A 26,480-nucleotide genomic window follows, 5' to 3' on the forward strand; every position below is an offset into this window, starting at 1 on the left:
GGCCCCTCGCGTTGTCCTAGACTCACCGGCATGTCAGGTCGTGACCTGTTCTGTCAGCCCCGCCGCTTCGGCCGCGGGGCCGCCCTGACATTGGTCTTCGCGAGCGTGCTCGTCGCCGGTGCCGCGACCGGCTCGCTGCCCGGCCCTGACCGGAAAACCCCCGCCGACGCCGCCGGTTCGGCCGCTCCGGCGGGCCGGCGCGTGGATGTCGCCGAGGCGGCCGCCGAGGCCATGGCCGCGGGCAAGTCCCCCATGGAGGCCGCCGAGCGCGCGGTCAGCCGCAGCGGGGACCGCTGGGGCGCCGTCTACTCCCAGGGCGAGTACGAGGAGTTCGAGGAGGCCCTCGACGGCGCGTACACCGGCGTCGGGCTGTGGGCGCGCCGAGAGCGCGACGGCAGTATCGAGGTGACCAAGGTGCGGGCGGGGTCACCCGCCGCCGTCGCCGGGATCCGCTCGGGCGACCTGGTGCGCAGCATCGACGGCAGGAAGGTCGACGGGCGTCCGGTCACCGAGGTCGTCTCGTTACTGCGGGGCGACGCGACCGACGCGGACGCCGGTACGGCCGTGGAGGTGGGGCTGGAGCGCGGCACGCACGCGTGGGACCTCACGCTGCGCCGGGCCCGGCTGTCCACCGACTCCGTCACCGTCCGGGAGCTCGCCGACGGCGTCACCGTCATCAGGATCGCCTCCTTCACCAAGGGCTCCGGCGCCGCGGTCCGCGAGGCCGTCCGCCGGGCCCCGGCCGCCTCCGGTGTCGTCCTCGACCTGCGGGGCAACTCCGGCGGCCTGGTCACCGAGGCCGTCACCGCCGCCTCCGCCTTCCTCGACGGCGGCCTCGTCGCCACCTACGACGTCGACGGCGACCAGCGCGCCCTGCACGCCGAACCCGACGGCGACACCGCCAGACCCCTCGTCGCGGTCGTCGACGGCGGCACGATGAGCGCGGCCGAGCTGCTCACCGGCGCCCTGCAGGACCGCGGCCGCGCGGTCGTCGTGGGCACCCGCACCTTCGGCAAGGGCTCGGTCCAGATGCCGAGCCGCCTCCCCGACGGCTCCGTCGCCGAGCTGACCGTCGGGCACTACCGCACCCCCTCCGGGCGAACCGTCGACGGCCGCGGCATCACCCCCGACCTGGAGGCCGACCAACAGGTCCTCGAGCGGGCCGAGACGGTCCTCAGCGGCCTCGGCGACTCGTAAATCGGCTTTCCGCACACCCCCTCCGTAGTGCGAAAATGGACAGCACTATGAGCAAGGGAATGTACGTACCCAAGGAGTCCCAGCCCAAGCAGGGCGGCGGGGCGGCCGCCGGCAAGGCCCGAGACGGCGAGAAGGGCGGCAAGCGCAAGATCGTCGCCCAGAACAAGAAGGCCCGGCACGACTACGCGATCGTCGACACCTTCGAGGCCGGACTGGTCCTCATGGGCACCGAGGTCAAGTCGCTGCGTGAGGGTCGGACCTCGCTGACCGACGGCTTCGTCCAGATCGACCGCGGTGAGGCGTGGCTGCACAACGCCCACATCCCCGAGTATCACCAGGGCAGCTGGACCAACCACTCCGCGCGCCGCAAGCGCAAGCTGCTGCTGCACCGCGAGGAGATCGACAAGCTGGAGGCGAAGTCCCAGGAGACGGGTCACACGATCGTGCCCCTCGCCCTGTACTTCAAGGACGGCCGCGCGAAGGCGGAGATCGCGCTGGCGCGAGGCAAGAAGGAGTACGACAAGCGCCAGACCCTGCGGGAGAAGCAGGACCGGCGGGAGTCGGACCGGGCGATCGCGGCGGCGAAGCGGAAGCAGCGGGCCCAGTAGGAATAGGCTGGCACCGTCGTGCGTTGGTCACGTACGATGGGTTCTGCACCTCACAGAGGGTGCGCGCTCCTCCGGGAGCATTGAAAAAACAACATGGGGATGATCGGTTTCGACAGCGGCTGTTGAAGCAGGGGAAGCGTGTCGAGGAAGCGGCAATGATCTCGTTAACCATATGTCGCAACCAATAATCGCCAATTCCAAGAGCGATTCCCGCGCCTTCGCCCTCGCTGCCTAATAAGCAGTGAGTGAAGGCCCTTACGGGTGTCAGCCCGGGGATGTTCCCGACCCGGACCCTGGCATAATCTAGGGGACTAAACCATCGAGCCCGGTCACGGGGTTCGATGGGAAACCAAACAGTGACTGGGCCCGTCGGCGACTTGTTCGCGTGATCGCCGGGGCCGAGAAAATCGCAGCGAACTGCACACGGAGAAGCCCTGATTCTGCACCGTTGGACGCGGGTTCGATTCCCGCCATCTCCACGATCGGAAGGTTTCCGAGCCTTCCTAACCCATGTGGGCAAAGGCCCCGCCGCCTCCGGGCAGCGGGGCCTTTGTCATGCCGGGACTCTCCTGTCCGGACTCTCGCGCCGGGCCTTGCGGGGCTGGAGTGATCTGTGACACCCCTGTGACCGGAGGTGTGGGTTCCGCCACAGACCGTGGGCGCGGCCCCTGGTGAGGTGGGCGGATGCCTACCGCCTCGCGCACCGTCCCCGCTGCCCTCGCCGGTGTTCTGCTGCTGGCCGCGTGCGGTTCCCAGAGTGCCTCCCAGGGCGACGGCGCGACGAGGGCTCGCGGCGCCGGGGCCCCGGTCAGCGCCGCGTCGCTGTGCCCGTCGGACTTCGTGCAGTACGGCAGCCCGCCGCCGTCCGTCGAACCGGCCGTCACCCCCTCCGGTACGCCGACGCCGCTGCCCCTGCCCTCCTCGACCGACGGTCCGGGCGAGGACGGGGTCAAGGTGACCGGCCTGTACGCCTGGGGGCAGGACAGCGGCTGTGACGCCGACTTCTCCGCCGAGTTCGAGGTCACCAACCAGGGGACGCAGGCGGCCACTTACACGGTGACCATCAGCTTCCTTTCGGCGTCCGGAGGCGCCGTCGACAACGTCGATCAGACCGTCGCGTCGGTCGCGCCGGGCCGGACCGTCAAGGCGGCCGTCGCGATGACGAAGACGGCCGGGCACGCACCCGAGGTGACGGGTGCGGAAGTGCTCAAGGTGCGCAGCGTTCCCGTCGGCGAGGCATCGTCCGCCTCGGGGGCGTGCCCCGCGTCCGGGGTGCACGTCTACGCCGACCGGGGGGACGCCGCCATGGGGCTGCGCGTCGTCGGGCTGCATCTCGTCAACTGCGGCACCCGGACCTACGAGCTCAACGGCTACCCGCGGCTCGAAGTCCTCGACGCGGACCACGACATCGTCGACGGCGTACGGATCCTCCAGGGCACCGATCGGATCAGCACCGGCACCGGTGGCACCGGCCGCCCGCAACGCGTGACCCTGCGGCCGGGTGAGGCCGCTCAGTCGACGTTGGCCTGGCGGAACACCACCGAGGCCGGCGTCGGTGACCCGGTCAACGCGCCGTACGTCCGGGTGCGGGCCAAGCAGGGTGCCGACCCCGTGACGGTGATGCCGGAACTGGACCTCGGGACGACCGGGAAGCTCGGCGTGGGGCCGTGGAAGAAGGACGAGACGTACCGGTGACCGGCCTTCTCGCCGTCCTGGCGGGGGCCCTCGCGCTGGGCCTGCTCGTCCACCCGCGCATCGCGCCCGGCGTCAAGGTCCTTGTTCTCACCGCGCCTCCGGTGGCCGGAGTGGCCTGGCTCCTGGACGAGGTGTTCGGGCGGCTCGCCGTCGCCGTCACCGTCGTCGCCGTGTATGCCGTCGTGCTGCTCGCACTGAACGGACTCGTCGGCCATCCCCGCCTTCCGGCCTGGGCGAGGGCGACGGCGTTCGTCACGATTCCGGTCGCCGCGGCGGCCTGGCTGCTGGTCGTCACGGCGGATGACACGGTCAAGGACCCCGGCGAGGACCCGTGCTCCATGCGCTACGGCGGCGTCGGTGTGTCCAAGGCGTTTCCCCCGCAGGCGTACTGCCTCTACGAGGACGGCGGGACGCACAACCTCGCGGCGGGCGCCCAGTTCGTGTTCTGGGTCTGCTTCGTCAGCAGCCTGCTGCTGCTCGCGGTCGGGCTGCGGGAGGTCGCGCGGGATCCGCAGAAGCTCGTGCGGCAGTTCCGTACGGAGCGGTCGCTCGCCCGATGAACCACCATGGCTGAGGCGTCCGTTGTGGTGTCCCGCTCCATATCGACGGGTCGTTCATGCTTCTACGGTCCCTCCGCATGACACAGACCAGAGCCGCAAGTCGTCGAATCGCCGTCTGCGCGAGCCTTCTCGTCGCCCTGATCGCCGCCTTCCTCACGCCGGGCCGAGCCGAGGCCGCCTCCCTCCAGGAGGTCACCGGGTTCGGGTCCAACCCCGGTGCGCTGCGCATGTTCCGGTACGTCCCCGACGGGCTGCCCGCCGGACGGCCCGTGGTCGTCGCGCTGCACGGGTGCACGCAGAACGCCTCCGGATACGGCACCGGCAGCGGATGGCTCCAGCTGGCCGACCGCTGGGGCTTCTCCGTCGTGCTGCCGCAGCAGCAGAGCGCCAACAACGCCTCGTCCTGCTTCAACTGGTTCCAGAGCGGGGACATCGCGCGCGGCCAGGGCGAGGCCGCGTCCGTCGCCCAGATGGTCGACCGGCAGCTCGCCGACACCTCCGCGGACGCGTCGCGCGTGTATGCCACCGGGCTGTCCGCCGGGGGCGGGATGACCGCCGTGATGATGGCGGCGTACCCGGAGAAGTTCGCGGCGGGCGGGATCGTCGCCGGGCTGCCGTACGGGTGTGCGCAGGCGGCCGGGTCACCGTATGTGTGCATGTACGTCGGGGCGACGCAGACCCCGAAGCAGTGGGGCGACCGGGTGCGGGCCGCCCGGCCGGGGTACACCGGGCCCTGGCCGGCCCTCGTCGCCTTCCAGGGCACGGCCGACTACACCGTGAAGCCCGTCAACATGACCGACCTGGTGAAGCAGTGGACCGATGTGCACGGGGGCGATCAGGTCGCCGACGTCAGTGACACCGTGGCCGGGTATCCGCATCAGGTCTTCCGGGACGCGGGCGGGCGTGCGGTCGTGGAGACGTACAGCGTCACCGGGATGGGGCACGGGCAGCCCGTCGACCCGGGGAGCGGGAGCGAGCAGTGCGGGACGGCCGGGGCGTACGTCCTCGACGTGAACCTGTGCGCCGCGTACCGGATGGGGCGGGCCTGGGGACTGGGATGACGCTGGAGGCCGAATGGCCCGCCCCGGACCCGTACGGGGGATTCCGGGTCCGGGGCGGTGCTGAGGGGGCCGCGGGGTGCGTTACTCCGCGGCGCCGGGCGTCGGCGTCACTTGAAGGCGTGGACGTTGCGCTGTGCCCAGCCCGCGAAGGAGCCGGCCGGGCGGCCGAGGATCTTCTCGGTGTCGGGGCTGACCCGCTGCTCGGCGGGGAGGGGCTCGCCGAGGATGTCGAGCGTCCCGTCGATCACCGGCTCGGGCATGAACTGCGCCATGTGCTCCCGCGCCTGCTCACGGGTCAGCTCCACGAAGCCGACCTGCTCGCCGATCGCCTCGGCCAGCGCCGCCGCCTGCTCGCGCGGGGTGACGGCGGCCGGGCCGGTCAGCTCGTACGTCCGGCCGGCGTGGCCCTTCCCGCGCAGGACCACCGCGGCGACCTCGGAGATGTCCGCCGGGTCCACGACCGGCAGCGCCACGTCGGCGAACGGGGCGATCACCGCGCGCTGCGTGCGGACGCTCTCGATCCAGGCGTAGGCGTTGGAGGCGAAGCCACCCGGGCGCAGAATCGTCCAGTCCAGGCCGGAGCCGCGTACGGCCTCCTCGAACTCCCGCAACCGGCCGTGCGAGAGGGCGTCCGGGCGGGTGCCGTTGATCTGCGAGGAGAGCAGCACCACGCGCCGCACGCCGGCCTCCTTGGCCGCCGCCAGCACGTCGACGGCGGGCGCGCCGCCGCCGAGCAGCTCACCGGCGAGCAGGATGAACAGGGCCTCGGCGCCGTCCAGGGCGGGACCCAGCGTGGCGGGATCGGCGAGGTCGGCGCGGACATGCCGCGCTCCCTCCGGAAGGTCGTAGGAGAGGGGATTGCGGGACACGGCCGTCACCTTCTCGCCGGCGGCGGCGAGGGTCTCGACGAGCGGGCGGCCGACGTTTCCGGAGGCTCCGGTGATAGCGAACATGAGAACTCCCAAAGGTGTGTAAAGAGGGTGGAGTTGGGGCGGATTCACGCGATGTCTGCGACGTTAGCATCCTCCGTATAGTAGGTACCTAGAGGAAAGTGACTATGTGTCGCCGCCTCCTGGAGCGCCCCATAGCGCGCCGTCAGGTCGCGGCCCAGGCGGGCCAGGTGTTCGCGTGCCTGGGGCGGGCCCACCACCTCGACCCGGGCCCCCAGACCCGCCAGCTGCGCGGCCAGCACCTCCACCGACGGCCCGGCGGCCTCGATCTCCCGTCTGCCGTCCTCCAGCAACCGGCCGATGCTCAGCCGCCCGCCGAGCAGCCGCTGGAGCACGGGCAGGGCGTCCTGATCGGCCCGCGCCGTCACGGTCGCGGCGAGGAGGCGGTCCTCCAGCTGGGTGACCAACGTCCGCCAGGCGGCCGTCAGATCGAAGTCGGCGGGACGGCGGACCGGCTCGTCGGTCGGATCCGCCGAGGTCACCCGGCCCAGCCGGAAGGAGCGCAGCCCGTCCGGCGTACCGGCCACCAGGTACCAGTGGCCCGCCTTGAGGACCAGCCCGAGCGGGTCCACGGTGCGCTCGTGCGGTACGCCGCCTGGGCGGGCGTAGCCGAGCCGGACCCGTACGCCGTCCAGCACCGCGCGCTCCAGGGCCGTATGGTGCGGGCCGCTCGCCATCACGGCGGTGCGCGACCAGTCCTGATCGTCGACGATCCGCGCCCGGGACGCCGCCTCGGCGTGCGGCCGCAGCGGTTCCGGCACCGCGCGCAGCAACTTCCGCAGCGCCGAGCGCAGTTCGGGGGAGGCCGCCGAGGAGCCCGCGGCCAGGAACAGTGCCTGGACCTCCGGCGAGGTGAGCCCGGTCAGATCCGTGCGTGCTCCGCCGACCAGCCGCCATCCGCCGCCCCGGCCGCGCTGCGCGTACACGGGGACGCCGGAGGCGATCAGGGCCTCCAGGTCGCGCCGCGCGGTGCGTTCGGAGATCTCCAGCTCGGCGGCGAGTTCCGCGGCGGTCACCCGGCCGCGCGCCTGGAGGAAGAGCAGAGCCGCCACCAATCGGTCAGCTCGCATCAGTGATCAGCCTTTCCTGGAAAGTGGCCGGAGGGTGGCCTGTTTGGCCGGAAGACTCGATGACATGACGAACTCCATGAGCGACCCCCGCAACGGACTGCTGAAGGCCGTCGACCTGGCCGGTGACGTGCTCGCCTCGGTGCGGCCCGAGGACTACGACCGCACCACGCCGTGTCCGGACTACTCGGTGCGCCAACTGTCCAATCACCTTGTCTCCGTACTCCGCCGGGTCGCCGTGATCGGCGCCGGCGGACAGTTCTTCAGCGTTCCGCACTTCGCCGAGGACGTCGCCGACGGCGCCTGGGCCGAGGCCTGGGCCGCCGGGACGAAGGAGCTGCGGTCCGTCTGGACGGACCCGGCGGTTCTGGGCCGGGAGATCGGGCTGCCCTGGGGGCCCGTCCCCGGCGCCGCCGCCGCGGTCATCTACACCAACGAGTTCGTGCTGCACACCTGGGACCTGGCCAAGGCGACCGGCCAGAGCCCCGCCTGGGACGACGAGGTCCTGGCCGCACCGCTCGCCGCCATGCAGCGCGCCGTGCCCCGCGAACCGCGTGGCGGCCAGGTGCCGTTCGGCCCCGTTGTGGACGTCCCGGAGGACGCCCCCGCCATCGACCGCCTCGTCGGCTGGTACGGCCGCAAGCCCTGAGTCGGTACCGCACTTGCCCCGCGAGGCCGCCGGACCCCGTTGTCCGGCGGCCGTTCGTGGGTGTCGGGACGTGACGGTCAGGCACCTATGGACTGCGGGAAGCGGAAGAACCGGTACGGGTCGTACTTGGACTTGATCCGGGTCAGCCGGGAGTAGTTCTCCGCGTAGTACGACGCCTTCCAGTCCTTCAGCGACGGGTCCATCCAGTTCTGGTAGGTCTCGCCGTTCGACAGCGGGTCGATCGTCGCGAAGCCGTGGTTGGCCCAGGCGTTCGCCACCGCCTTGGCCTCGTCGGTTACCTGGGCCGGGTCGTTGACCAGGACCCGGTAGTTGACCGAGAAGAGCGAATCGCGGTGCACGTACGCGGTGGCGGTGCGCGCGATGTCGTTCGCGGCGCCCCCGAAGAAGTGGAAGTCCAGGTAACGCGCCTGCCCCGCCCTGCGGTTCGCGTCGAATGCCGTCATCACGTCCGCCCAGCCGCTCGCCGAGTACGGCTCGGTGCCCATCCGGGTGCGCTCCAGGCCGTACGCCGGCCGGGACAGCGTGCCCTGCGGGGTCTTCTCGGAGCGCTGGCACTGGGCCTCGGTGAGGGTGGCGCAGCCGAAGATCATCATCATGAGCTGCTGGTACGTCATGACGCCGTCCTGGCGCTGCACGGGGGCGCCGGTCAGGGCGGTCAACCGGGCCGCCTCACCGGCCAGTTCGGTCGGCGTGCCGCGGGAGGCGAGGAAGACGTTGGCCTGCGGCACCGAGCCGGGCGCCGCGTCGGGCTGCACGACGTAGGCGCCGCCGCCGATGGTGTGCGGGGCGTCCACCAGCCACCGGGCCACGCCGTCGAGGACGTCGGCCATCCGGTCGTACGGGAAGATCAGGTTGCTGATCGCCATCTGGTCGCCGCTGTGCGGGGTGACCGTGAACCGGGTGACGATGCCGAAGTTGCCGCCACCGCCGCCGCGGATCGCCCAGAACAGGTCCGGGTACTGCTTCGCCGATGTGGTCACCACGCGGCCGTCGGCGAGCACCACCTGGGCGGCGGTCACCGCGTCGCTGGCCATGCCCGTCGGCCGGGTCAGGAAGCCGAAGCCGCCGCCCTGGAGGAAGCCGCCCGCGCACACGGTCGGGCAGCCGCCCTCGCTGACCACCAGGTGGTGCGGGGCCAGCGCGTTCAGGATGTTGACGTTCTGCGCGCCCGGGCCGATCTCCACCGACGTGGGGCTCTTCACCGTCACGGCGTTGAGTCTCGACACGTCGATGATCAGGCCCGGCGTCGTGGACCAGCCGCCGTAGTTGTGGCCGCCGCTGCGGACCGCCGTACGGACGCCGTTGTCCTGGGCGAAGCGCACGCAGACCGAGACGTCCGCCGCGCTCGCGCAGTAGGCCACCGCCTGCGGGTTGACGGCGTCGAACTGGCCGAGCTCCAGCTGGCGGGCGACGGAGTAGTAGGGGTCGGTGGGCAGCACGAGCCGGCCCGAGAGCCTGCCGGCGAGCTGGCTCCAGGGAGTCCCCGAGCCCTCGGCGGCGACGGGGATGGCGGGCACGAGGGCGATGCCGGCTGCGGCCGAGCCGGCGCCGAGCAGGGTTCTACGACTGATCACACGGTGTCCCAGTGTCGATGCGGGTGTGGTGGACGGAGGTTTCGGTGAGGGCGCCGGGGCCAGGGGCCGGGGCCCGGGGGCCCGCACAGGGCTGCGCGTGGGGGTGGCACCACGCCCTGTGCGGGCCGGTCTCAGGGGGTGCGGTGCGGCGGTGGTCAGGAGGTCAGGAGACCTTCTTGCCGCGTACGGCGGACTTGGCGACGCCCTTGAGCATCGCGCGGCCGAGGTCGCGCATCTCCTTGGGGCCGTTGGTGCTCGCCCACCACATGAACTTGATCATCGTGGGGGTGGTGGCCCGGTAGAAGCGGTGGTCCTCGCCGTCCTTCCAGCCGAAGGGCGTGTTGACCGACTCGCAGTCGTTGATGGCCTGGAAGACGATGTCGGCCGCCTTGTCGCCGTCGATCTCGCCGTTCTCGTAGCGCACACAGGTCTCGTGGGTGACGTCGAGGAGGTGCTTGAAGGCGTGGCTGTCCGGCCACCACAGGCCCGGGTAGGGGGAGTTCTCCATCTCCCGGAAGTGCCGGTCGTCGCCGTCCAGGGTGAACTCCTGGCGGGCCTGGATCTGCCGCATGGTGGCGGGCGTCGTGAAGCAGGCCCACACCCGGAACACCGCGTTCCAGAGCCGGAAGTGGGAGAACGCGATGTAGGAGCTGTCGACGATCATGTCGTTGTACTTGAGCAGCCCCTGCTCCAGTTGCTCGACGTACTCGAACCGCTTCGCGGAGAAGTCGTCGTCGCGCAGTGCGTCGAGCACGCGGTAGCACAGCGCGTCCACGACCTCGAACGTGTTGGACAGGCCGCGCGAGTACAGCGGGTCGACGAAGCCGGCCGCGTGCGACATCAGGCACCAGCGGTCGCCGACGGTCTGCCGGGACGAGTACTGGATGCGGTCCGGCGTGGAGATCCACTCCCGCACCCGCCGCGCGCCGTCGAACTGGCGCTTCACGGCCGGGTACATGTCGAGGTAGTGGTTGAACTCCTCGTCCGGCGTCTTGTCCTTGGGCTGCGGGTAGAGCCGCTCGTCGAAGGTCAGGCCGACGCTGCACATGGGGTTGCGCGAGTCCTTGTGGTTGTCGAACGGGATGATCCAGAACCAGCCGCGTTCGATCAGGTGGTGCAGGGTGCCGCCGTGGAACGGGGACTCGGCCGGCGGGCGCAGCGCGTCGGGGTAGTTGCACACGTCGTCGTACGGCTTGATGCCGACGTAGTGCGTGAACATCGAGCGCGCGTGGTGCTTGATCCGCGCGGGCTTCTCGCGCAGATCGAACTTCTGGGCGAGCGGGGAGCGGAAGCCGCTGGCGTCGATGAGGTACTTCGCGCGGAACACCTCGCCGCTCTGGCCGGTGACGGTGACACCGTCGTCGTCGAAGTCCAGGTCGGTGGCGCGCCAGTTCTGCCGCAGGGTGCAGCCGTACTTGGCGGCGACGTTGAAGTAGTAGGTGTCGGTGTCCTGGCGGAACATGTGCGACGCCTCGGTCAGCATCTTCGGGATGACGAACATCGTCGCCTCGCGCGGGTCCGGCTCCCGGTCCGGGACGTGGCGTACGAATCCGAAGCTCTGCTTCCTGCCGTGGTGGGCGCCGATGTACTTGGTGACCGCCTTGATGTCGAGCAGGTGCTTGATCTCGGGAACGTCGTAGCGCACGGCGAGGATGTGCAGCCACTCAACGAGCTGCGGGTTCTGCGACTCACCGACCGCGAACCGCGGGTGCTGCCCGGCGTCGACGAGCACCACCTTCGCGCCCTGCCGGGCCAGGATCGCGCCGGTGATCGAGCCGCCGATCCCGGCGCCCAGGATGATCACGTCGCACTCGGTCCACTCGCCGGCCTTCGACGCCGTCTTCTGCGTGTCGGCCTTGGTGGGCATCTGTGTCTCGGCCTTGCCGGTCAACTCGGAACTCCTCTTCTGACGAACCGTCGGCGCGTCGGCGCCGGTCGGATGGGCGGTCAGTTACCTGTGGGTGAGCCGAACCAGCGCTCCAGAGCGGTCGCGAGGCCGTCGGTGGAGCCGTCGATGCCGACCCAGGCGATGTAGCCGTCGGGGCGGACCAGCAGGTCGGCGGCCGGGGCTGCGGGGTCGGGGCGGGAGGCGGCGACCACGTCGACGCGGTCGGCCCAGCCGGCGGCGGCCTCGGTGAGGGCGTCCCCGCCGCGCAGGTTCAGCAGCAGCGGACGGCCGCGGGTGAGCAGTTCGTACGTGCTGCTCTTCTCGTCGCCGACCAGCAGGTCCTGGTCGGGCAGCCGGCGGCCGAGCAGCGGGTGGCCGCCCTCGCCCATGTCGTAGCCGATGTCCAGGCCGGTGACCAGGCCGACCAGATGGCGACGGACCGCCTCGATGCCGACCAGCTCGCCGAAGAGGCGGCGCAGCGGCTCCATCTCGGGGCCGCCGAGGTACAGGGAGCGCTGCACGAGGGTGTTGGCGACGATGCGGGCGCCGACCGGGTGGCGCTCGGTGTGGTAGGTGTCCAGCAGGCCCTCGGGGGCGTGCCCGTCGAGCTCGGCCGCCAGCTTCCAGCCGAGGTTCACCACGTCGCCGACGCCGGCGCTGATGCCCTGGGCGCCGATGGGCAGATGGATGTGGGCGGCGTCGCCCGCGAGCAGGACCCGGCCCTTGCGGTACTCGGAGGCCTGACGGCTGCCGTCGGTGAAGTAGCTGGTCCACAGCGGCTTGTGGCCGGTGATGTCCTCGCCGGTGACGCGCTGGAAGGCGGCGGCGACCTCGGGGAAGGTGGGCGCGTCCTGGGTCGGGCGGACGCCGGCGCCGCGCTCGAAGACGACGACGCGGGTGGCCTGGGGGCCGAGGGGGAGCACCACGACCATGCCGGACTCGCCGACCTCGCCGGTCGGGCGGATGCGCAGCTCGTTGGTGGCGACGTCGGCCATCAGCATCTCGATGGTGGCGCTGGTGCCGGGGAAGTCGATGCCGGCCAGCTTGCGCACGGTGGAGCGGGCGCCGTCACAGCCGACCAGGTAGGCCGCGCGCAGCGTCTCGACGCCGTCGGCGGTGCCGACCTCGACGACGACGCCCTCCTCGTCCTGGGTCATGCCGACGACCTCGTGCCCGCGGCGGATCTCGGCGCCGAGGCCGGTCGCCCACTCGAGCAGAATGGCCTCGGTCCGCGACTGCGGAACACCACGGACGCCGAAATTGCCGCCCTCGACGATGCGATAGTCGATGGGCAGTCCACCGAAATGCCCGAAGGGTATCGTCTCGAGTTGACCGAATTTCTCGAGAAGTCCGCGCTGACCGAACTCCTCGATGGTGCGGGCGGAAAACCCGAGCGCCCGGGACTGCTGCATCGGTTCCGCCAGGCGGTCGAGTACGACCACCGACCGTCCGGCCAGGCGGAGTTCACCGGCGAGCATGAGTCCGGAAGGGCCGGCCCCGGCAACAATCACGTCGGCATGAAAATTATCCATGTTTCCTCTCCCAGTGGATTTTTCTCCAGTATTCCGGGGGAGTTGGGGAAGCTGAATGGCCGCAAGTACAGGTCTCTGACAAGTTTCGTCAGAGATTCTGCAGCTGCGTCAGGCGGTGGAAATGCGCGAGGGCGCCGGAAGGAAGTTCCGACGCCCTCGGCCGGTTCGGACCCGGCTCAGAGCAGGCCCAGCACCCGGTCGACCTGGATCTCGATCACGACCAGGCCCGGCGGCTCCGGCGGCGGCGTCCAGTACCGCTTGGCGTACCGCCGGATGCCCTCCTGGACCCGTAACGGGTCGTCGTGGACGGTGGCGGTGCCCTCCAGGGTGATCCAGCGGGGCCCCACCGTCTGGCAGAGGGAGGCCCGGCCGGCCGGCGTGGTCAGTACGTTCCTGGCCTTGCGCCGTGTCACCGCGGTCATGACCCGCGCCAGGCCCTCCTCGCCGTCCCAGGTGAACCGCACGGGCGTCACATGGGGCGAGCCGTCGGGGCGCAGCGTGGTGAAGGTGCACAGATGGTTCTCGGCGAGGAAGTCCTCGGCCGCGGAGGACAACCGTGGTGACGTCGGCATGGTGGCTTTCCGATCTATGGCGGGGTTTCCGATCTCAGGCTTCGGCGGGAGCGGCGGCCGGCTGGTCCGACGCCTTGGTGAAGGGCAGCAGGAGCAGCGTGAGGAGCAGGCCGGCCACGGCGAAGCAGGCGCCCGCGAGGAACGCGTCGTGGAAGACCTCGGTGCGCGCCTGGGTCACCCGCGCGGGCACCCCGTCCGCCCACTCGGTCAGCTGCTCGACCTGGCGGAAGGCGTAGGTGGCGGCCACGGCGAGGCCGAGGGCACCGCCGACCTCCTGCGCGGTGTTGATGAGCCCCGCGGACAGACCGGACTCGTCCTCCTGGGTGCCGGTGAACGCGGCGACCTGCACCGGCACGAAGGACAGGCCGAGGCCGAGGCCGGAGATCAGGAACGCGGGCAGCAGGTCCACGACGTAGGAGGCGTCGGAGGGGGCCCGCCACAGCAGGAACATGCCGACGCTGGTCAGTGTCAGGCCGGCCATCAGCACCGGCTTGGCGGCGACCTTCGTCACCAGCTGGGAGGCGATACCGGCGCCGACCGCGACGATCACGGCGAGCGGGACGTAGGCCAGACCGGTCTTCAGGGCGGACCAGTTGAGGACCTGCTGCATGAACAGGCTGGCGAAGAAGAACAGCGTCACGCAGGTGCCGAGCAGCAGGACGGCGACGATGTTGGAGGCCCGCAGCGACTTGCGCTTGAAGACGCCGAGCGGGATCAGCGGTGCCTCGGCGCGGCGCTCGATCAGCAGGAACGTGATGAGCAGGACCGCGGAGAGGGCGAAGCCGCCGTAGACGCGGGCCATCGGGACGTCCGAGTCGTCGATGGTCTGGCCGAGGCTGAAGATGAGCAGCACGAGACCGGCGGTCAGCGTCACGGCACCGGCGATGTCGAAGGAGCTGCGGCGTTCCGCGGCGCGGCTCTCGCCGACGATCCTCGGGGCGATCAGGGCGCAGACCAGGCCGATCGGCACGTTGATGAAGAAGATCCAGCGCCAGCCCGGACCGTCGGTGAGCAGACCGCCCAGGGTGACACCGGCGACGGCGGCGATACCGCTGAGCGCGCCCCACGCACCGAGTGCCTTGTTGCGCTCGGCGCCCTCCGCGAAGTTGTTGGCCAGCAGGGACAGCGCGGCGGTCGCGATGAACGCGGCGCCGAGGCCCTGGGCGCCGCGCGCCACGATCAGCATGGCCGCGCTCTGCCCGAACCCGGCGAGCAGGGAGGACAGGGCGAAGAGGATCAGGCCGGTCTGCAGCATCCGGCGACGGCCGAAGGCGTCCGCCAGCCGGCCGGTCAGCAGGAGGAAGCCGCCGAGCAGCATGCCGTACGTGGTGACGATGTACTGCAGCGACGTCTGGGAGATGTGCAGTTCGTCCTCGATGGTCGGCAGGGCCACGTTGACGATGGACACATCGAGGAAGGTCATGAAGCCGGCCAGGCAGAGGAACGCCAGGATGAGTCCCGGGCGGTGCGGCGGGGCCGATTCGTCGGTGGGGTGGGGACGCAGCGACTCTTGGGTCGACATGTCGCTCCTAGGAGATGTGACGGAGAGTTCCGTAGGGACGGGAAGTGCGGGAATGACATGGCGCGAGGCCGGGAGCGGGGGCCCGCTCACCGTCTTCCGGGAAGCTAGCATCCTGGGTAAAGTAGGTACCTAGAGGAAAGTGACTTCCTGGGAGGGTCCGAATGGGCAGCACTGGCGCCATGGGCAGCACCACCACGCGTGGCGGACAGGTCGACTCGGAGCTGGCGTGCCCGGTCTCCCCGGTGGTCGACATCGTCTTCAGCCGCTGGACGACACCGATCCTGTGGACGCTGCACGAGTTCGGCCGGCAGCGTTTCGTCGAGCTCCAGCGCAACATCCGCACCATCACGCCGAAGGTCCTCACCCAGCGACTGCGCCAGATGGAGCGCGACGGCCTGGTCGTGCGGACGTACTACCCCGAGGTGCCGCCCCGGGTCGAGTACGAGATCAGCGAGCTGGGCCGCAGCCTGGCGCCGATCTTCGCCCACCTCGCCGAGTGGTCCGGGGAGAACCTCCAGAAGGTGGAGCGGGCCAGGCGGGAGTTCGACGCGGCGGACGAACCGGCCGCTGTGTCGCGCTGACCTGCGCCGGGACCGGCTGCTGACCCCGGACGGCGGCTAACCCCGGGCCGGCGCGGGGACATCGGTGCCGAGGGCGCGCATCGCGCCCTTGTAGAAGACCAGCGGGTCGGTCTCCTCCGTCGACGTGCCCAGGGCGGTGACCTCGCCGAGCAGGATGGCGTGGTCGCCGCCGTCGTACTCGTCGGCGAGACGGCACTCCAGGAAAGCCAGCGCCTCGGTGAGGACCGGCAGTCCGCTCGTGGAGCGGTGGTGCGGGACCTCCGCCAGGCGTGCCGACTCACGGCCCGCGAACTTCCAGGCCAGCCCTGCCTGACTGTGCGTCAGAAAGTTGACCACGAAGCCTCCGGACCGCTGGAGGGCCGGACGCAGACGCGACTGCCGGTGCAGGCAGAACAGCACCAGCGGCGGCTCCAGTGAGACGGACGTGAAGGAGTTCACCGTGGTGGCGGCGCCGTCCTCGGGACCTCCGGTGGTGATGACGGTGACGCCGGTGGCGAAGTTGCCGCACACCGTGCGCAACGCGCGGCCGTCGACCGGCGGTTGCGGCAGCTGCCGGCTGTGCTGGGACAACGGTTGGACGGGTATCACATGAGCCCCCTCGTCAGGTGCGCGGCGCGGTCGCGTCCGCGACGGGTGTACGAGCCTTTTCGGTCACGCCGGCCATGAGGTGCTCGCGCCGGGACAGCAGCGGGGCCGCCATCGCCGTCGTCACGAGGGCCATGATCACCAGCATGGTGAACATCCGTCCGTCGAGCACTCCGAGGCTGACGGCGGCGTTGAGGATGATGAGTTCGGTCAGGCCACGGGTGTTCATCAGCACGCCCAGGTCCTTGGACTCACGCCAGGACAGGCCGGACAGCCGGGCCGGGACGATCGCGCCGAGCAGCTTGCCCGCGCAGGCCACGGCGATGACCAGGGCCAGTGACAGGTAGTCGGTCGCGGTCAGGGAGCCGAGGTCGACGCCGAGTCCGGTGACGATGAAGAACACCGGCAGCAGCACCACGCTGACGTCGTCCAGCGGACGGCGCAGGTTCGCCGCGAGCACCCTCCTGGGTTCGCGCGGCATGACGAAGCCGAACAGGAACGCGCCGAAGATCTGGTGGATGCCGATCCACGAGGTCAGCCACGACGAGGCGAACACGCCCGCGCACAGCACCGCGAGCAGCGCGCTCCAGCGCTCCGTCGCCGCCCAACGCCACACCAGCCGGGCCACCAGCGGCCGTACCACCAGGAACATCAGCGCGACATAGACGACGCTGAGCGCCCCGATCCGGGCCAGGCCCGCGTAGTCGCCGTCCGAGCTGACCAGCGCCGACACATACGCCAGCAGACACCAGGCGAGGACGTCGTCGATCGCGGCGCTGGCCAGTGACAGGGCGCCGACCCGGGTGTCCATCAGCTTGTTCTCGGTGAGGATCCGTGCCAGCACCGGGAACGCCGTCACGGACATCGCGGTGCCCATGAAGGTGGCGAACGCGAGGAAGGAGATGTGCTTGCCGGCCACCGTGTCGTGGTGCGGATACAGCACGACCGCCGCGGCGACGCCCAGCCCGAAGGCCAGCACGATCGACGACAGCGAGACGCCCGCCGCCAGACGCGCGTGCGGCCGGATCAGCCGCTTCTCGAACTCCCAGCCGACCACGAACATGAACAGGACCAGGCCGACCTGGGAGACCGCGGAAAGCAACGGCCGTACATCGTCCGGGAACAGGCGCTCCGTCAGATTGCCGGGGAACAGGCCGAGCAGACTCGGGCCGAGCACGATGCCGGCGGTGATCTCGCCGAGCACCTTCGGCTGGCCCAGCTTCCGGGCGAGCGCACCGAGCGCGGCGCCGACCAGCAGGATCACGCCGATGCCGAGCAGCATGGTGGCGATCTGCTGCTCTCCGCCCCCCGCCGCCGGCGCGGTCATCGGGAGCCCTTGGGCCTTGGCGGGCTGCCGGTCGACCAGACCAGCTGGAACGACAGCTCCGTCAGACGCCAGCCTTGCCCGGTGTGCCGGGCCTCGCCGTGCACCAGGGTGCCGGAGACGAACAGCGGATCGCCGGGCGCGTCCGGGTGGTGTACGTGGGTGGAGACCAGGTTGGCGCGCAGCACCGCCCGCTTCTCGCCGGTGAGGTCCACCACCGCCGGGGAGTTGAGGTGCTGGGTACGCGCGAACGCGTCGAGTGCCTGCCGGTGCCAGGCGGCCAGCCCCTCGATGCCCTCGTGCACACTCATCGGGAACTCGACGCGGGCGTCGTCGCTGAACAGCGTGCGCGCCCACGCGTCGTCGAGTTTGTCCTCGTCGAGGCCCAATAGATATCGGTCCAGCAAGGTGCTGATTTCGGCTGCTGACGTGACGGAATTCATTACCCGAGCATCGCGCGGTGGCCAATGGGCACCCAAGGGCACTTGTCGAAGACCTGACGTAGCTGCGGAAGATCTGACGCTGACGGAAAAGACCTGACAATCCGCGCGGAGTCCTGAACACAGCGGCCTTCAGCAGGAGTTGAGGACTTGTCATGCTGGTCGGGAAGCACTGATCCGCTGAGCTGATCCGCTGAGCCGGAAATTGAGTTCTGCTTCTTTCGTCAACCTTTCATCACCCGATCTACCGGAAGAGAAGAGAATGCCGAAGATCGCAGCCGATGGTAAGAACCTGACCGTCCTCAACCTGTTCTCCACCGACTCCGCCGAGAAGCAGGACAGCCTGCTCGCCGCGATGCGCGAGATCGTCGACGCCGCCGCCTACGACGGCTGGATCTCCAGCACCGTGCACAGCGGGCAGACCAAGTTCGGCACCGCCAACTTCATCCAGTGGCGCTCCACCGAGGACCTGGAGGCCCGCTACGCCGGCGAGGAGTTCAAGCACCGCACCCTGCCGCTCTTCGGTGAGATCACCACCGCGATCCGGCTCCTCCAGAACGAGGCGGTGTTCACCCAGTCGAAGCCGGGCGCCGGGGACACCGAGATCGGGCCGGAGCGCGAGGACTACACGGTCATCGACCTGTACGGCGTCGCCGAGAAGCACCAGGACGACCTGGTCGACACCCTCGGCGCGGCCCAGGACTGGCTGCAGAAGGTCCCGGGATACCGCAGCCACACGGTGCTGCGCGGTCTGCGCGGCCGTGGCATCGAGGGCAAGTGGGTCGTCGTCTACGCGCAGTGGGACAGCAAGGAGGCCTACGACGCCTTCCGCGAGCAGCCCGCGGCGCAGCGGTCGGCGGAGCGGCAGAAGATCGAGGCCAAGCTGGACGCGCTGGCCATCTGGCGGGACTCCAACACCTACCGCGTGGTGCACACCCGGGCGGCGGGCGAGTGACGGTCCGGGCCGCCGACCGGGAGGTGCCTGGCGCCGCCCGGACGCGGCCCGGAGTGGAGTGCACATGCGCGTACTTGTGATCGATCCGGATGACGGGACCGCCGAGCCCCTGGTCTGCCGCCTGGTGCGCAACGGCCATCAGGTCCGGCGGGCCCGCACCGGACGGGCCGCCCTTCAGGCCTGGGAGCAGGCCGAAGTCGTCCTGCTCGACCTGGAGTTGCCCGACCTCGACGGTCTGCAGGTGTGCGCCGAGATCCGGGCCAGGGGCACCACCCCGCTGATCGCCTTCACCAGCCGGGACACCGAACTGGACCGGGTGCTCAGCCTGCGGTCGGGTGCGGACGACTGTCTGGTGAAGCCGTACGGGTTCCGGGAGCTGATCGCCCGGATGAACGCGGTGACCCGGCGCGTCGCCACCGGCGGGGGTCCGGCCGGCGTGTCCTGCGGGGCCCTGCGGCTGGACCCCGGGACGCGTGAGGCGTGGCTCGGCGAGCAGCCGTTGGAGCTGACCCGCAAGGAGTTCGACATCCTGCTGCTGCTCGCCTCGGCACCGGAGACGGTGATCTCACGCCGGGACCTGATCGCCGGGGTCTGGGCGGACGAGTGGGCCATCTCCACCCGCACGGTGGACACCCACGTCAGCGCCCTGCGCGCCAAGCTGGGCGAGGGCTGGATCACCACGGTCCGGGGCGTCGGCTACCGCTTGGAGGAAACGTCGTCCTCCGCCCCGCTCCGGTGATGTGCGATGCAGGTTCTCCGGGGGCCGTTACGGACCGCCGATCAGGCAGCGCTGCCCTCCCCCTCCGGGGCAGCGCTCCCTTCCCGTACCCGGATGGGGGCGGTGTCGGACTCCCAGGCCGGGCCGGCCTCCGACGCGAGGTCGTCCTCGGCCGCTGCGTCGTCCTCGGCCGCGGTGTCGTACTCCTCGTCGGCCGGTGCGTCCTCCCCCTCCAGTGCCGCATCGCGCGACTCGAGCAGCGACACGGCTCGGTCGGGGGTCAGTTCCAGCGTCGGGAGGATCTGCGGCATCGCGATGGTCGGGAGGAGGTGGCGGAACATGGAGATCACCCGGCGCGTCAAGTCCTTGCGCTGACACAGCACTTGGGACGTCCACTGGATACCGGTGAAGGACCCGGACAGCAGCTCCGCCGTCTCCGCGGGGTCCACGTGCGGCAGCAACTCGCCGCGTCCGCGCGCCTCGACGAGCAGTCCGGTGAGGCGGTCCGCCCAGGACTGGAACGGTCTGCCGTGAAAGGGATTGCCGCTCTCGGCGCTCTCCGCACTCTCGCTCCACTGGTCCATGGCGAGTCCGACGCTGGCCCGGGTCAGCGGGTCGTGCTGCAGCTGATGCGCGAACAACAGGCCCTGGTCGGTGAGTTCCTGCAGCTTCGTGCGCTGCGGAGGCAACGGGCCGAGCTCCAGCTGCGCCGCTATCACCCCGAGGGCCAGGTCCTCCTTGGAGGTGAAGTGGAAGTACAGCGCCCCTTTGGTGACACCGGCCCGCGCGATGATCTCCGTGATGGTGGCGGTGCTGTACCCCCGCTCGTCGAACACCTCGGCGGCCGCCAGCAGGATCGACTTCCGGGTCTGGATGGCTCTTGCTTGACGTGCCATGCGTCCGTGCCTGTTTCTATGTCAGAGCTTGGTCAGGTTCCCCCGCAAAGAGAACCGGACTGCCAGTCTTTTGTCGAGAGGGGAACGATCCCCACATGTATCGACTCAGGGGGCAATCCATGCCTGATGGCGCGATATCCGTAGTCGAACGGTTTGTTGAGTCTCGTACGGGTCTGGACCCGGCGCAGGAGCGACCCGACCCCGCCCATGGGGACAGCACGGCCCGGCACAGCGGTCCGCTTGCCGGACCGGCCGCACCGATCCACTCGGAAGAGTCCGCCTCACGGCCCCCATACCGGACCGACTCCCCGGTTCTGATTCCCGACGGCCGGGCCACCGCCGAGCTGTGCCACCGCCCGGACCCCGAGGACCGTTTCCCCGTCGAGTGGCTGCGCCTGACCGAGCACAGCTTCCTGGTCTCGGTGAACTGGCCCGCCGCACACCGCTTCTTCGCCCCGCTGCCCGGCGGGCATCAGGATCCGCTGCTCGTCGCCGAGACCACCCGGCAGGCGACGATGATGCTGGCCCACGCCGAGTTCGGAGTCCCGATCGGCGACCAGTTCGTCATGCGGGAGCTCGGATACCGCGTCGAGACAACGGAGTTCACCGTGGCGGGCGCCTCGGGCGCGATCGACGTCGTGGTCGAGTGCACCGACGTCCAGCTACGCGCCGGGCGCCTCGTCGGCATGCGGGTCGACCTGCGCTTCCAGCGCCTCGGCCGGCTCCTCGCCACGAGCATGGGCATCCTGGGCTGCACCTCGGCGCGCGTCTACCGCCGGCTGCGCGGCGAGCGGATGTCCGTCGCCGGCCGGCCCCTGCCGCTGCTGCCCGCCGTCGCGCCCCGCGAGACCGGCCGCGGCGACCGCAAGGACGTCGTCCTCGCCCCCTCCAGGCACCGGCCCGGCTGGCGGCTCCGCCTGGACACCACGCACCCCACACTCTTCGCCCGGCCGAACGACCACGTCCCCGGCATGGTGCTCCTCGAAGCCGCCCGCCAGGCCGCCAACGTGCTGACGCCCGGGCACGACTTCCACCCCGCCTCGATGCGGATCGCCTTCCACAAGTACTGCGAACTGACCGAGCCCTGCTGGATCCTGGCCGGCCCGGACCGGTCCGCGGAGCAGGGCACCGTGATGCAGGTGCAGGGCCTCCAACAGGACGAACCCGTCTTCACGCTGACCCTGGGCGGCGGCGCGCCGAGGGACGGCGGCTGAGCCGGCACGTCCCGGCGGCGGCGCCAGGGGTTCCGGCGGATTCGCCGGTCATCTCGTCCGTCCCGGACGGCGGACACACGGTCGCCACGGCGTGCGTCGCGGGGGCGTACGGCCGTGGCCGACCCGCGCACTGCCGCCGGCGACTCCCGCGCGGTCGCCGGGGGCCGACGGTCCGCCGCTGACGGCACCGCCAGGACGCGATGGCGCGGGCACCCCAATTCAGGGCCGGTCCCGCGGCCGATCCGACGGCCGCTCCCACTGCCGCGCCGGCGGTCGACCTCACGGTCGCTCCTGATGCCGGTTTCGCTGCCGCGCCGACGGCCGGTCCCGCGGCTGGTCCTGCGGCCACTCCGGCGGTTGATCTCATGGTCGGTCCGGGGTCGATCTCGCGGCCGCTCGTACTGTCGGTTTCGCTGTCGCGCCGACGGCCGCTCCCGCTGTCGCGCCGACGGCCGGTCCCGCGGCTGGTCCTGCGGCCACTCCGACGGTTGATCTCATGGTCGGTCCGAGGGTCGATCTCGCGGCCGGTCCTACTGCCGGTCCTGCGGCCGCGCCGACGCGCGGTCCCGCAGCTGGTCTCGCGGCCGCTCCGACGGTTGATCTCACGACCGCCCCTACTGCCGCTCCCACTTCCGCGCCGACGGCCGGTCCAACGACCGCTCCCACGGCCGGTCCCGGACCCGGCATCGGGCCCGGCATCGGGCCCGCATCACCTCACCCCCGTCGTTGCTGCCTCCGCGTCGACCTCTTCCTCCGGGGCGTAGGGCAGGTAACGCGACACGGCGACCGCGTGCTCGACGACGTCCGGTGTGCCGCCGGGGTTCAGTCCGCCGAGCAGGCTCGGCGCGGCGAGTCCCGGCAGGAAGCCCTGCCAGAACCCCGTGAAGGCGAGCCGGGTCCGGTCGCCCTCGCCCCCCTTTATCAGTACTCCTATGCCGGTCGTCGCGGCGACGATCGCACAGGTCAGCGCCGGCAGCTGGACCTGCGCGGCGACCCCGCCCTCCTGGCGCGCGCGGTCCAGCAGTCGCTGCACGCAGGCGTGCCACGCGTGGATGAACTGCTCCCGCCCCTTGCGGGACCGGTCGTTGTCCAGCCGCAGCCCGGCCCGTGACACCACGTCCCAGGACAGCAACTGGCTCAGGGTGTGCGAGATGTCGGTGAGGGCCTGCAGCGGCTCGGAGTTCTTCTCGTACGCGAGGCGCGCGGCGCGCCACAGGATGCCGCGCGCCTCGCTCACGACCGCCTGGGCCAGGTCCTCCTTGTTCGCGAAGTGGAAGTGCAGCGCGCCCGTGCTCATGTTGGCCCGCGCGCTGATGTCGGAGAGCCTGGCCGAGGCGTAGTCCTCGCGGTCGAAGACCTCTGCCGCCGACTTCAGCATGAGCCGGCGGGTGCGGATCGCCCTCTCCTGTTGTAGTCCCACCTGCCTGAATCCTTTCATCCCGCAGTCCAGGAAACGGACTTGAAGGTTTGTTTGTGGGGTGCGGATGTCCGAGTGACGGGAGCGTCGGTCCGGCTGCGGCTCTCGTTTCTATCGACACACCGTCAGTACTGCCCAGAAGATCACACTTTCCCACCTCATGACCAGGGCGAGGGAGAAGTGGAAGCAGGGAATCAGCCAGCCGAGAACATCCCGGACGGTCTACCACTGCCCCAGGGGATGCGCAATGCATCGGGCGAGGCCGCCCTCGGTACTTGATCTACGGGTGAGCAGGCCCGGTTGTTGAGACCCAGAACAAACCGCAGCCGCCGTCAGTGATTACTTTCTCGTGGCCTGGGGGCGAATTTTGACCACTTTCAAGATCCAGAATCACAAGCCCAGTTACGTTTCGCGGCGGAATTGATCCTTCATGTCCTGGCAACTCCGGCAAAAGTGGCATCAGTTGTCACAGACCGTGAGTTTACCGAGTTTTTTTTTGACAAACCGAGAGGTAGGTTTTTAGGCTCGACAAGCCAAGGCGCTCGAGCGGGAACTACATGTTCAGGGGGAGAGCAGTGAGCCAACGCGCAACGAGCAGCACTCTGGAGTTTCGAAAGCCCATCACCTCGCAGATCCGGAAGCCGTCGACCAACTGGCGGGTCCTGGTGGTCGAGAACAACACCGGCGACATGGAGGCCCTCGCCGCCGGTCTGCGGCGGCACGGCCACCAGGTCGAGGGGGTCGGCACGGGCAACGCGGCTCTGCAGGCCTACCAGGTGTCGGACATCGTTCTGCTGGATCTCGAACTACCCGACCTGGACGGTCTGGAGGTATGCCGCTCCATCCGTGCCCTGAGCGACGTCCCGCTGATAGCCGTCACGGGGTGGGGGACGGAACTGGACCGTGTCCTCGGTCTCCAGGCCGGCGCGGACGACTACCTCGTCAAGCCCTACGGCTTCCGGGAGCTGATGGCCCGGATGGACGCCGTCATGCGTCGCTCGCGTCCGCAGGTGCAGATCGAGCAGGTCGTCTCGCGGGGGCCGTTGCGCATCGACGCCGCCTCGCGCGAGGTGAGTCTGCACGGCCAGGTCGTGGAGGTCACCCGCAAGGAGTTCGATCTGCTCTATCTGCTCGCCTCCCACCCGGAGACGGTGATCTCGCGCAAGCGCATCATGCAGCAGGTCTGGGGTGGGTCCTGGTCCCGTCGAACCGTGGACACCCATGTCAGCAGCCTACGAGGCAAGTTGGGGGGCAGCGACTGGATCGTCACCGTACGCGGAGTGGGGTTCCGCTTCGGTAGTGGCTGATCTCGCACCCGGCGCGATGTCACCACATCGCCGCCGACTTCGAAAAGGGCGGGCTCCGGACGGGGAGCCCGCCCTTTCGCATGCCCTGGCCTTTTCCTGTGCCGGTCGACGGTTCTGCCGCCCTCAGCGGTTCGACGGGGCTTCTGACAATTCCCTGACACTTGCCTGGCGCTGCGCCAACAAAGCCGTATCCCCGCTGAGGATCTGGTCCGAAGGCTTAATGGCCGGCTGTTGAAAGCGCCGAGGTCAGGCACCGAGTATGGACAGGTATTCAGCGCCTGCCCGGGAGGGGAATTACCCCGGCCGCGCTTGATCATCCCAGAATTCCTGCCGATTGAGGAGGGGGCCAGTCGTGCGCAAGGTGCTCATCGCCAACCGTGGCGAAATCGCTGTCCGCGTGGCCCGGGCCTGCCGGGACGCCGGGATCGCGAGCGTGGCCGTCTACGCGGATCCGGACCGCGACGCATCGCATGTCCGCGCTGCGGATGAGGCGTTCGCCCTGGGCGGTGACACCCCGGCAAGCAGCTATCTGGACATCGAAAAAGTCCTGAACGCGGCGCGCGAGTCCGGCGCGGACGCCATCCACCCGGGCTACGGCTTCCTGTCGGAGAACGCCGAGTTCGCCCAGGCTGTCCTGGACGCCGGCCTGATCTGGATCGGCCCGCCGCCGCAGGCCATCCGCAACCTCGGTGACAAGGTCGCCGCCCGGCACATCGCCCAGCGCGCCGGCGCCCCGCTGGTCGCGGGCACGCCCGACCCGGTGTCGGGGGCGGATGAGGTCGTCGCCTTCGCCGAGGAGCACGGCCTGCCGATCGCGATCAAGGCAGCCTTCGGCGGCGGCGGACGCGGACTGAAGGTCGCCCGCACGCTGGAGGAAGTGCCGGAGCTGTACGACTCCGCGGTTCGTGAGGCCGTGGCCGCGTTTGGGCGCGGGGAGTGCTTCGTCGAGCGCTACCTCGACAAGCCCCGGCACGTCGAGACGCAGTGCCTGGCCGACCAGCACGGCAACGTGGTCGTGGTCTCCACGCGTGACTGCTCGCTGCAGCGCCGCCACCAGAAGCTGGTGGAGGAAGCCCCGGCCCCGTTCCTCTCCGAGGCTCAAGTCGCCCAGCTGTACGGGGCGTCGAAGGCGATCCTTCGCGAGGCGGGGTATGTCGGCGCAGGCACCGTGGAGTTCCTGGTCGGGGCCGACGGCACGATCTCGTTCCTGGAGGTCAACACCCGCCTCCAGGTCGAGCACCCGGTCACCGAGGAGGTCACCGGCATCGACCTCGTGCGCGAGATGTTCCGCATCGCCGACGGCGAGGAACTCGGTTACGACGACCCCGTCATCCGTGGCCATTCGCTGGAGTTCCGCATCAACGGCGAGGATCCCGGCAGGGGCTTCCTCCCGGCGCCGGGCACGGTCACCACGTTCGCCCCGCCCACCGGTCCCGGTGTCCGCCTGGACGCCGGCGTCGAGTCGGGCTCGGTCATCGGCCCGGCGTGGGACTCCCTGCTCGCCAAGCTGATCGTCACCGGCGCCACCCGTCAGCAGGCGCTCCAGCGCGCCGCCCGCGCCCTCGCCGAGTTCCAGGTCGAGGGCATGGCCACCGCGATCCCGTTCCACCGCGCGGTCGTCAAGGACCCGGCCTTCGCGCCCGAAGTCCATGGTCAGAAGGGCCCGTTCACGGTCCACACCCGCTGGATCGAGACCGAGTTCGTCAACGAGATCAAGCCCTTCGCCACCCCCGTCGACACCGACACCGAGAACGAGCCCGGTCGCGACACCGTGGTGGTCGAGGTCGGCGGTCGGCGTCTGGAGGTCTCCCTGCCGGCTTCCCTCGGCATGACCCTGGCCCGCACCGGCCTGGCCGCCGGTGCCAGGCCGAAGCGGCGGGCGGCGCGCAACTCCGGCCCCGCCGCCTCCGGAGACACCCTCGCCTCCCCGATGCAGGGCACCGTCGTCAAGGTCGCCGTCGAGGAAGGCCAGGAGGTCGAGGAAGGCGACCTGATCGTCGTACTCGAAGCGATGAAGATGGAACAGCCGCTCAACGCCCACAGGTCCGGCACCGTCAAGGACCTGTCCGCCGTCGTCGGCACCTCCCTCACCTCCGGCGCAGCCATCTGCGAGATCAAGGACTGAGGAAGTCCCAGGGAGGTGTGAC

The 26,480-nt window shown here is 70.3% G+C and carries 24 protein-coding genes and 1 other RNA gene; 13 read left to right on the forward strand and 12 right to left on the reverse strand.

Features of this window, described 5'->3' with window-relative positions:
* The first annotated feature begins 30 nt into the window (after positions 1–30).
* From OG331_RS30095 to OG331_RS30120, 6 genes are all read left to right on the forward strand, one after another.
* Complete coding sequence (locus OG331_RS30095; protein WP_406201935.1) at positions 31–1,197, forward strand: S41 family peptidase; 1,167 nt, start codon at positions 31–33, stop codon at positions 1,195–1,197.
* 59 nt (positions 1,198–1,256) lie between these two features.
* The gene (gene smpB, locus OG331_RS30100; protein WP_406210371.1) at positions 1,257–1,805 is read left to right on the forward strand and encodes an SsrA-binding protein SmpB; all 549 of its coding nucleotides are present in this window, start codon (positions 1,257–1,259) and stop codon (positions 1,803–1,805) included.
* Positions 1,806–1,900: 95 nt separating this feature from the next.
* Positions 1,901–2,287: a transfer-messenger RNA gene (ssrA, locus tag OG331_RS30105) on the forward strand.
* A gap of 202 nt (positions 2,288–2,489) precedes the next feature.
* Entirely contained in the window at positions 2,490–3,500 is a 1,011-nt protein-coding gene (locus OG331_RS30110) for a DUF4232 domain-containing protein (protein WP_406201938.1), read from the forward strand.
* Positions 3,497–4,060, forward strand: coding sequence for a hypothetical protein (locus OG331_RS30115; protein WP_406201940.1), 564 nt, complete (start codon positions 3,497–3,499; stop codon positions 4,058–4,060). Before OG331_RS30110 ends, OG331_RS30115 begins: the two co-directional genes overlap by 4 nt.
* Before the next feature lie 77 nt (positions 4,061–4,137).
* Entirely contained in the window at positions 4,138–5,121 is a 984-nt protein-coding gene (locus tag OG331_RS30120) for an alpha/beta hydrolase family esterase (RefSeq protein ID WP_406201943.1), read from the forward strand.
* Positions 5,122–5,228: 107 nt separating this feature from the next.
* On the opposite strand, the gene OG331_RS30125 is transcribed toward OG331_RS30120, so the two are convergent.
* Together OG331_RS30125 and OG331_RS30130 are read right to left on the reverse strand one after the other, a co-directional pair.
* Positions 5,229–6,074 carry an SDR family oxidoreductase gene (locus OG331_RS30125; protein ID WP_406201946.1) on the reverse strand — a complete coding sequence of 282 codons (846 nt, stop codon included), beginning with the start codon at positions 6,072–6,074 and terminating at the stop codon, positions 5,229–5,231.
* Positions 6,075–6,118: 44 nt separating this feature from the next.
* Entirely contained in the window at positions 6,119–7,141 is a 1,023-nt protein-coding gene (locus OG331_RS30130) for a helix-turn-helix transcriptional regulator (protein ID WP_406201949.1), read from the reverse strand.
* 64 nt (positions 7,142–7,205) lie between these two features.
* Between OG331_RS30130 and OG331_RS30135 the strand changes: the two genes are divergently transcribed.
* A complete protein-coding gene (locus OG331_RS30135; RefSeq protein ID WP_363039900.1) occupies positions 7,206–7,787 on the forward strand; it encodes a TIGR03086 family metal-binding protein in 582 nt (193 codons plus the stop codon).
* Between the two features lie 77 nt (positions 7,788–7,864).
* Here OG331_RS30135 and OG331_RS30140 read toward each other — a convergent pair whose 3' ends face one another.
* The 5 genes from OG331_RS30140 to OG331_RS30160 form a co-directional block, all read right to left on the reverse strand.
* Positions 7,865–9,382: an FAD-binding oxidoreductase gene (locus OG331_RS30140; RefSeq protein ID WP_406201952.1), complete on the reverse strand. Its 1,518-nt coding sequence runs from the start codon at positions 9,380–9,382 to the stop codon at positions 7,865–7,867.
* A gap of 163 nt (positions 9,383–9,545) precedes the next feature.
* Positions 9,546–11,273 (reverse strand): NAD(P)/FAD-dependent oxidoreductase, encoded by a 1,728-nt coding sequence (locus tag OG331_RS30145; RefSeq protein ID WP_406201955.1) that lies wholly within the window; start codon positions 11,271–11,273, stop codon positions 9,546–9,548.
* 56 nt (positions 11,274–11,329) lie between these two features.
* Positions 11,330–12,802 (reverse strand): FAD-dependent monooxygenase, encoded by a 1,473-nt coding sequence (locus OG331_RS30150; protein ID WP_406201957.1) that lies wholly within the window; start codon positions 12,800–12,802, stop codon positions 11,330–11,332.
* 176 nt (positions 12,803–12,978) lie between these two features.
* Positions 12,979–13,374 carry a pyridoxamine 5'-phosphate oxidase family protein gene (locus OG331_RS30155; RefSeq protein ID WP_406201959.1) on the reverse strand — a complete coding sequence of 132 codons (396 nt, stop codon included), beginning with the start codon at positions 13,372–13,374 and terminating at the stop codon, positions 12,979–12,981.
* Between the two features lie 34 nt (positions 13,375–13,408).
* Positions 13,409–14,896 carry an MFS transporter gene (locus OG331_RS30160; RefSeq protein ID WP_406201962.1) on the reverse strand — a complete coding sequence of 496 codons (1,488 nt, stop codon included), beginning with the start codon at positions 14,894–14,896 and terminating at the stop codon, positions 13,409–13,411.
* Between the two features lie 161 nt (positions 14,897–15,057).
* Here OG331_RS30160 and OG331_RS30165 point away from each other — a divergent pair, with 161 nt between their 5' ends.
* Positions 15,058–15,477 (forward strand): winged helix-turn-helix transcriptional regulator, encoded by a 420-nt coding sequence (locus OG331_RS30165; protein WP_406201965.1) that lies wholly within the window; start codon positions 15,058–15,060, stop codon positions 15,475–15,477.
* 36 nt (positions 15,478–15,513) lie between these two features.
* Here OG331_RS30165 and OG331_RS30170 read toward each other — a convergent pair whose 3' ends face one another.
* From OG331_RS30170 to OG331_RS30180, 3 genes are read right to left on the reverse strand one after another with little or no spacing between them, the layout of a single operon-like run.
* On the reverse strand, positions 15,514–16,065 hold the full coding sequence (locus tag OG331_RS30170; RefSeq protein WP_406201967.1) for a flavin reductase family protein: 552 nt from the start codon (positions 16,063–16,065) through the stop codon (positions 15,514–15,516).
* 13 nt (positions 16,066–16,078) lie between these two features.
* A complete protein-coding gene (locus tag OG331_RS30175) occupies positions 16,079–17,389 on the reverse strand; it encodes a cation:proton antiporter (protein ID WP_406201969.1) in 1,311 nt (436 codons plus the stop codon).
* Positions 17,386–17,829: a nuclear transport factor 2 family protein gene (locus OG331_RS30180; protein WP_406201972.1), complete on the reverse strand. Its 444-nt coding sequence runs from the start codon at positions 17,827–17,829 to the stop codon at positions 17,386–17,388. The genes OG331_RS30175 and OG331_RS30180 overlap by 4 nt, the downstream gene beginning before the upstream one ends.
* 259 nt (positions 17,830–18,088) lie before the next feature.
* On the opposite strand from OG331_RS30180, the gene OG331_RS30185 reads away from it, so the two are divergent.
* Complete coding sequence (locus OG331_RS30185; RefSeq protein WP_406201975.1) at positions 18,089–18,781, forward strand: antibiotic biosynthesis monooxygenase family protein; 693 nt, start codon at positions 18,089–18,091, stop codon at positions 18,779–18,781.
* Between the two features lie 64 nt (positions 18,782–18,845).
* On the forward strand, positions 18,846–19,520 hold the full coding sequence (locus tag OG331_RS30190; protein WP_406201977.1) for a response regulator transcription factor: 675 nt from the start codon (positions 18,846–18,848) through the stop codon (positions 19,518–19,520).
* 41 nt (positions 19,521–19,561) lie between these two features.
* On the opposite strand, the gene OG331_RS30195 is transcribed toward OG331_RS30190, so the two are convergent.
* On the reverse strand, positions 19,562–20,395 hold the full coding sequence (locus OG331_RS30195) for a ScbR family autoregulator-binding transcription factor (RefSeq protein ID WP_406201979.1): 834 nt from the start codon (positions 20,393–20,395) through the stop codon (positions 19,562–19,564).
* A 119-nt stretch (positions 20,396–20,514) separates the two neighbouring features.
* On the opposite strand from OG331_RS30195, the gene OG331_RS30200 reads away from it, so the two are divergent.
* Positions 20,515–21,609 carry a ScbA/BarX family gamma-butyrolactone biosynthesis protein gene (locus OG331_RS30200; RefSeq protein ID WP_406201982.1) on the forward strand — a complete coding sequence of 365 codons (1,095 nt, stop codon included), beginning with the start codon at positions 20,515–20,517 and terminating at the stop codon, positions 21,607–21,609.
* Between the two features lie 709 nt (positions 21,610–22,318).
* Here the strand turns inward: OG331_RS30200 and OG331_RS30205 are convergent.
* A complete protein-coding gene (locus OG331_RS30205; protein WP_406201984.1) occupies positions 22,319–23,029 on the reverse strand; it encodes a ScbR family autoregulator-binding transcription factor in 711 nt (236 codons plus the stop codon).
* Positions 23,030–23,583: 554 nt separating this feature from the next.
* Here OG331_RS30205 and OG331_RS30210 point away from each other — a divergent pair.
* Complete coding sequence (locus OG331_RS30210) at positions 23,584–24,333, forward strand: response regulator transcription factor (RefSeq protein ID WP_406201986.1); 750 nt, start codon at positions 23,584–23,586, stop codon at positions 24,331–24,333.
* A 352-nt stretch (positions 24,334–24,685) separates the two neighbouring features.
* Positions 24,686–26,458, forward strand: a complete 1,773-nt coding sequence (locus OG331_RS30215) for an acetyl/propionyl/methylcrotonyl-CoA carboxylase subunit alpha (protein WP_406201988.1) — start codon at positions 24,686–24,688, stop codon at positions 26,456–26,458.
* The last annotated feature ends 22 nt before the right edge of the window (positions 26,459–26,480 follow it).

It is taken from the genome of Streptomyces sp. NBC_01017, from assembly GCF_045162795.1.
Lineage (GTDB): Bacteria > Actinomycetota > Actinomycetes > Streptomycetales > Streptomycetaceae > Streptomyces > Streptomyces machairae.

Bases quoted from the DNA above. Each gene is read 5' to 3' on its own strand.
- OG331_RS30165 (WP_406201965.1), top strand. From the start codon at position 15,058: ATGGGCAGCACTGGCGCCATGGGCAGCACCACCACGCGTGGCGGACAG.
- OG331_RS30120 (WP_406201943.1), top strand. From the start codon at position 4,138: ATGACACAGACCAGAGCCGCAAGTCGTCGAATCGCCGTCTGCGCGAGC.
- OG331_RS30200 (WP_406201982.1), top strand. From the start codon at position 20,515: ATGCCTGATGGCGCGATATCCGTAGTCGAACGGTTTGTTGAGTCTCGT.
- smpB (WP_406210371.1), top strand. From the start codon at position 1,257: ATGTACGTACCCAAGGAGTCCCAGCCCAAGCAGGGCGGCGGGGCGGCC.
- OG331_RS30160 (WP_406201962.1), bottom strand. From the start codon at position 14,896: ATGTCGACCCAAGAGTCGCTGCGTCCCCACCCCACCGACGAATCGGCC.
- OG331_RS30210 (WP_406201986.1), top strand. From the start codon at position 23,584: ATGTTCAGGGGGAGAGCAGTGAGCCAACGCGCAACGAGCAGCACTCTG.
- OG331_RS30190 (WP_406201977.1), top strand. From the start codon at position 18,846: ATGCGCGTACTTGTGATCGATCCGGATGACGGGACCGCCGAGCCCCTG.
- OG331_RS30195 (WP_406201979.1), bottom strand. From the start codon at position 20,395: ATGGCACGTCAAGCAAGAGCCATCCAGACCCGGAAGTCGATCCTGCTG.
- OG331_RS30180 (WP_406201972.1), bottom strand. From the start codon at position 17,829: ATGAATTCCGTCACGTCAGCAGCCGAAATCAGCACCTTGCTGGACCGA.
- OG331_RS30185 (WP_406201975.1), top strand. From the start codon at position 18,089: ATGCCGAAGATCGCAGCCGATGGTAAGAACCTGACCGTCCTCAACCTG.
- OG331_RS30110 (WP_406201938.1), top strand. From the start codon at position 2,490: ATGCCTACCGCCTCGCGCACCGTCCCCGCTGCCCTCGCCGGTGTTCTG.
- OG331_RS30125 (WP_406201946.1), bottom strand. From the start codon at position 6,074: ATGTTCGCTATCACCGGAGCCTCCGGAAACGTCGGCCGCCCGCTCGTC.
- OG331_RS30095 (WP_406201935.1), top strand. From the start codon at position 31: ATGTCAGGTCGTGACCTGTTCTGTCAGCCCCGCCGCTTCGGCCGCGGG.
- OG331_RS30150 (WP_406201957.1), bottom strand. From the start codon at position 12,802: ATGGATAATTTTCATGCCGACGTGATTGTTGCCGGGGCCGGCCCTTCC.
- OG331_RS30175 (WP_406201969.1), bottom strand. From the start codon at position 17,389: ATGACCGCGCCGGCGGCGGGGGGCGGAGAGCAGCAGATCGCCACCATG.
- OG331_RS30130 (WP_406201949.1), bottom strand. From the start codon at position 7,141: ATGCGAGCTGACCGATTGGTGGCGGCTCTGCTCTTCCTCCAGGCGCGC.
- OG331_RS30155 (WP_406201959.1), bottom strand. From the start codon at position 13,374: ATGCCGACGTCACCACGGTTGTCCTCCGCGGCCGAGGACTTCCTCGCC.
- OG331_RS30135 (WP_363039900.1), top strand. From the start codon at position 7,206: ATGACGAACTCCATGAGCGACCCCCGCAACGGACTGCTGAAGGCCGTC.